This window comes from Mycobacterium sp. (assembly GCF_019247635.1).
Classification (GTDB): domain Bacteria; phylum Actinomycetota; class Actinomycetes; order Mycobacteriales; family Mycobacteriaceae; genus Mycobacterium.
Window position 1 is genome coordinate 1 of record NZ_JAFBAR010000033.1, and the last position, 5,514, is coordinate 5,514.

Annotated in this window: 3 protein-coding genes; all 3 read right to left on the bottom strand. The window is 66.5% G+C overall.

Annotation, left to right across the window (positions count from 1 at the left end):
* Positions 1-1,891 (bottom strand): ATP-binding protein (locus tag JO236_RS05300; protein WP_293325741.1); only part of this gene is annotated, 1,891 nt, incomplete at its 3' end.
* A 118-nt stretch (positions 1,892-2,009) separates the two neighbouring features.
* Positions 2,010-2,849, bottom strand: a complete 840-nt coding sequence (pyrF, locus tag JO236_RS05305) for an orotidine-5'-phosphate decarboxylase (protein WP_293325736.1) — start codon at positions 2,847-2,849, stop codon at positions 2,010-2,012.
* Positions 2,846-5,514, bottom strand: a 2,669-nt coding sequence (carB, locus tag JO236_RS05310; protein ID WP_293325738.1) for a carbamoyl-phosphate synthase large subunit, incomplete at its 5' end; no start/stop codon positions are given. The genes pyrF and carB, both read right to left, overlap by 4 nt.

Consider the following 5,514-nt stretch of genomic DNA (forward strand, 5'->3'; position numbering starts at 1 on the left):
CGCTGATCGCCCGCTCGGCGGCCTCGGTGTAACGAATGCCCGAATCGATCCGTCCGGCCATATAGCAATTCGACGCCACCACATATAGGGTCGCGAGCCGAGGATGGTCGATGGCGCGTGCGGGCTCGATGAGCTCTTCGGCCCACGCGATCGGTTCATGATTCTCAGTCATAAGACCGAGCCATGCCGCATATGTTGCGATCGGGGCGGCGACATCCAGATCGCCTTGGTCGGCGGCCCAACGGAACGCGGTGCGCAAGTTTGTTTGTTCGACAGCGAACCAGTCGTAGGCCTCACGCTGGCGAGGGCTGTCCCATAGGGCCAGGATGTCGGATTCCAGTGCGGCGAAGTACCGCGCGTGGGCGGCCCAGATTTCGGCTGCTTCGCCGCGGGCGACCAGTTGTTCCTCGGCGAACTGGCGGATCGTCTCGAGCATCGAATACCGGGTCCGCCCCAGGGATCGGCCGGCGACCAGCAGCGACTTGCGCACCAACGCGTCGAGCAGATCGAGGGTGGCGAAGTCGTCCGGGGCGTCCGGCAACCCCGCTACAGCGCAGGCACTTTGCAGGTCGAAACCACCGGCGAACACCGAACACCGTTCCAGCATGGCCTTTTCCGCCTCAGCGAGGTGGTCGTAGGACCACTGCACGGCGTGGCGCAGGGTTTGGTGACGTTCCAGTCCGCGCCGCGAGCCCACCAGCAGCCGGAACCGCTGATCGAGACGATCACGCACCTCGCTGGCGGTCATCGAGGCCATCCGCGAGGCCGCCAACTCGATGGCCAACGGGATGCCGTCGAGTCTGCGGCAGATATCCACAACAGCGTCGGCCTCGTCGGACAGGGTCAACGAGAAGTCCGACACGACACTGTGGGCACGGTCGACGAAAAGGTTCACGGCAGCGGATTCGCTTCCGGAGTTGACATCGAGCGACGGGACACGCCATATCTGTTCTTCGCTGACCCCCAATCCTTCGCGGCTGGTCGCCAGAATCGTCACGGTCGCCGAGGCGGCCAGAATCGCCTCGACCAGATCGGCGGCGGCGTCGAGCACGTGTTCGCAGTTGTCGAGCACCAACAACCTGACTCGTCCCTCCAATGCGGCCGCGACACTGTTGGTCACGCTCTTCCCCGGCTGTTGGATGATGCCCAGCACCGCGGCCACCGCGTCGGGAACCGCGGCCGGATCGGCCACCGCGGCCAACTCGAAAAACCAAACGCCATCGGGAAACTCATCGATCAGCCGCGCCGCGACCTCCAGCGCCAGGCGGGTCTTGCCCACACCCCCCACCCCGGTCAACGTGACCAACCGGTGCGCCTTCACCGCGCCTTGCAGCTCGGCGACCTCCGACTCGCGCCCAACAAAGCTCGTGGTCTGCGGCCGCAGGTTCCCCGGACTCGCATCTAACGTTCGCAACGGCGGAAAGTCCGTGCGCAGGCCCGCCGCTCGGACCTGAAATACCCCGACAGCGGTGGGCAGATCCCGCAACCGCCGCGGCCCCAGATCCACCAGATCGACGCCGCTGAGCAGAGCCGCCGTCGAGTCAGCCAATAGGATCTGACCGCCGTGACCGGCAGCCATCACCCTCGCGGCCCGGTTGAGCACGACACCGAAATAATCGCCCCCGCGCAGCTCGGCCTCGCCGGTCGCGATACCCATCCGCACCGGCAACTCCAACGCCCCCTGCGCGGCCACCGCGGCATCCACCGCCGAGCGCGGCGAGGCGAACGCCGCGCACACACCGTCACCGGTGTGCTTGAACAGAAACCCCCCATGCGCCTCGATCGCCGTCCGCAACACCACGTCATGGGCGGCCAGCGCGGCCCGCATCCCCTCGGCGTCGGTCTCCCACCGACGAGTCGAACCCTCGACATCGGTGAACAAAAACGTCATCAACCCCGACGGAGTCACTGACCCGGACACGCTCACAGGATTTCACAAGCAATGTAGCCGCGATGGAGCCCCGCCCCCCGCACGTAATTCGGCTCGCTGAACGTCGACGGTCCTGGTCTCAGGGCGCAGCGAGATACGCGACGGCGTCCAGCATCCGCCGCGCCGCCGCCCGCACGTCGGACACGGCCGGCCCGGTGCGCAACACCTCGCGCGACACCGCGGGCAGCAACTGGCCCGGCGCGGCGCCACCCAGGCCGCCGAGCGCCTCGGGCCGTCCGCCCTGCACCCCGACGCCGGGAACCAGCACCGGACCGCCGAGGGCGGACAAGTCCGGCGGGTGGAAGACCGTCGCCCCCACGACCACGCCGACGGATCCCGGCTCGCCCGGGTTGGCGCTATGGCTGGCGGACTTGTTAATGATGGCCGCCTGGTCGACGATCAGCTGCGCGACGGTCCGCTCGTCGAAACGGGCCTGCTGTACGGTCGCGCCCTCGGGGTTAGAGGTCGCGGCCAGCACGAACACGCCGCGGTCATGCGCGGCGGCGGTCTCCAGCAGCTGACGCAGCGAACCGAATCCCAGATAGGGCGAGGCCGTGACGGCGTCGGCGGCCAGCGGCGAATCACCGGCCCAGGCAGCGGCATACGCCGCCATCGTCGTCCCGATATCACCGCGCTTGGCGTCGGCCAGCACCAGCACCCCGGCGTCACGCAGCGCGCCGATCGTGCGTTCCAGCACCGCGTACCCCGCGGCGCCGTATGCCTCGAAGAATGCCACCTGCGGTTTGACCACGGCGAATTCGGCGTACGCCCGCACGCAGATGTCGCAGAACGCGGCCAGCCCGTCGGCCGTGGTCGGCAGCTCCCAGGCCCGCAGCAGCTCCGGATGCGGGTCGATGCCCACGCACAGCGGCCCGCGGCGTGCCTTCGCCTCGGCCAGCCTGGCGCCGAACCCGGTCACCGCTGACCGTCCACGTCCCCGGCGCTCTGCGCACCCATGTCACTGTGCAGTTCCTGCAGCGAACGCACGTCGATGTCGCCGCGGATCCCGGCCTCGATGCCCTGCACGGCAGCGGACGCGCCCTGCACCGTCGTGACACATGGAATGTTGACGGCCACTGCGGCCGAACGGATTTCGTAACCGTCGATGCGCGGACCGGAGTTGCCGTACGGAGTGTTGATCACCATATCGACGTCGCCGGCCCTGATGGCGTCGACGGCCGACATCTCGGGGCGTCCAGGTTGCGGCGACTCGAAATGCTTGCGCACCTCGTCGCAGGGAATACCGTTGCGGCGCAACATCTCCGCGGTGCCCTCGGTGGCCAGCACGCGGAAACCCAGGTCGGCCAGCCGCTTGACCGGAAAGACCAGGGACCGCTTGTCCCGGTTGGCCACCGACACGAACACGGTGCCCTGCGCCGGCAGCGATCCATAGGCGGCGGTCTGGCTCTTGGCGAAGGCAGTGCCGAAATCCCGGTCGATGCCCATCACCTCACCTGTCGACTTCATCTCCGGGCCCAGCAGCGAATCGATGGCGGCCCCGTCGGCACGCCGGAACCGGTGAAACGGGAGCACGGCCTCCTTGACCGCGATCGGCGCGTGCGGCGCGGCGTTGGCACCGTCGCCGGTTTTGACGAGCAGTCCTTCGTCGCGAAGCTGGGTAACGGTGGCGCCCAGCATGATCCGGGCGCAGGCCTTGGCCAGTGGGATCGCGGTGGCCTTGGAGACGAACGGCACCGTTCGACTGGCACGGGGATTGGCCTCCAGGACATAGAGCACGTCATCCTTGAGGGCGTACTGCACGTTGAGCAGACCGACCACGCCGATGCCATGGGCGATGGCCTCGGTGGCCTTGCGCACCTTCTCGATGTCGCTGCGGCCCAACGTGACCGGCGGCAGCGCGCACGCCGAGTCGCCGGAGTGGATGCCGGCCTCCTCGATGTGCTCCATGATCCCGCCGATGTATACCTCGGTGCCGTCACACAGCGCGTCGACGTCGATCTCGACCGCGTCCTCGAGGAAGCGGTCCACCAGCACCGGGTGCTCGGGCGACAACTCGGTGGCGCGCGCGATGTAACCCTCGAGCGTCTCCTCGTCGTAAACGATCTCCATGCCGCGACCACCCAGCACGTACGACGGCCGCACCAGCACCGGATAGCCGATCTCCTCGGCGATCCGGCGGGCTTGCGCGAAAGTCGTTGCGGTGCCGTACTTTGGGGCCGGCAGCCCCGCGGTGGTGAGCACGTCGCCGAACGCGCCGCGGTCCTCGGCCAGGTCGATGGCTTCCGGCGGGGTGCCGACGATGGGCACACCGGCGTCGGCCAGTCGTTGGGCCAGGCCCAACGGCGTCTGACCGCCGAGTTGCACGATCACGCCGGTGACACCCGGGCCACCCTCTCCCGACTGAGCTTCGGCATAGAACACCTCGAGCACGTCCTCGAACGTCAGCGGCTCGAAGTACAGCCGATCGGCGGTGTCGTAGTCGGTGGACACCGTCTCCGGGTTGCAGTTGACCATCAGCGTCTCGTAGCCGTCCTCGCGCATGGCGAGCGCGGCGTGCACGCAGCAGTAGTCGAATTCGATGCCCTGCCCGATGCGGTTCGGGCCGCCGCCGAGCACCATGATCTTGTCGCGATTGCTCGGATTGGCTTCGCACTCTTCTTCGTACGTGGAATACATGTACGCCGTTGTCGTCGCGAATTCCGCGGCGCATGAATCGACGCGCTTGTAAACGGGATGCACGTTGAACGCGTGGCGCAAACGGCGCACCGCGTTTTCATCCGTGCCGACCAGCGCGGCGATGCGCGCATCCGAAAATCCTTTGCGCTTGATCGCGTACATCCGTTTCGCATCGAGCGCTCCGAGACCGCCCGATTTGATCTGCGCTTCGATCTCGATCAGCTCGGCCATCTGATCGAGGAACCAGCGGTCGATATGCGTGAGATTGAAGATTTCGTCGAGCGACAATCCGGCGCGGAATGCGTCGCCGACGTAGAACAGACGATCAGGCCCTGGCTCTTTCAACTCGCGACGAAGATTGACGAGATCGTCTTCGCTACCCGAGTCGTAACGCGTCGGGTCGAGCCCGGTCTTGCCGGTTTCCAGTCCACGCAGCGCTTTTTGAAGCGATTCCTGAAACGTGCGTCCGATCGCCATCACTTCGCCGACCGATTTCATCTGCGTGGTCAGGCGCGCATCGGCGGAGGGAAATTTCTCGAACGCGAAGCGCGGAATCTTGATGACGATGTAGTCGATGCTCGGCTCGAACGACGCAGGCGTTTTGCCGCCGGTGATTTCGTTGCGCAGTTCGTCCAGCGTGTAGCCAACGGCGAGTTTCGCCGCGACTTTCGCGATCGGAAAGCCCGTTGCCTTCGATGCCAGCGCCGACGAACGCGATACGCGCGGATTCATCTCGATGACGACGACGCGTCCGTTTTCCGCGTTCACGCCGAACTGCACGTTCGATCCACCGGTATCGACGCCGATCTTGCGCAGCACGGCGATCGACGCATCGCGCAGTCGCTGATATTCCTTGTCGGTGAGTGTCTGCGCGGGCGCGACGGTGATCGAGTCGCCGGTGTGCACGCCCATCGGATCGATGTTCTCGATCGAGCAGATGATGATGC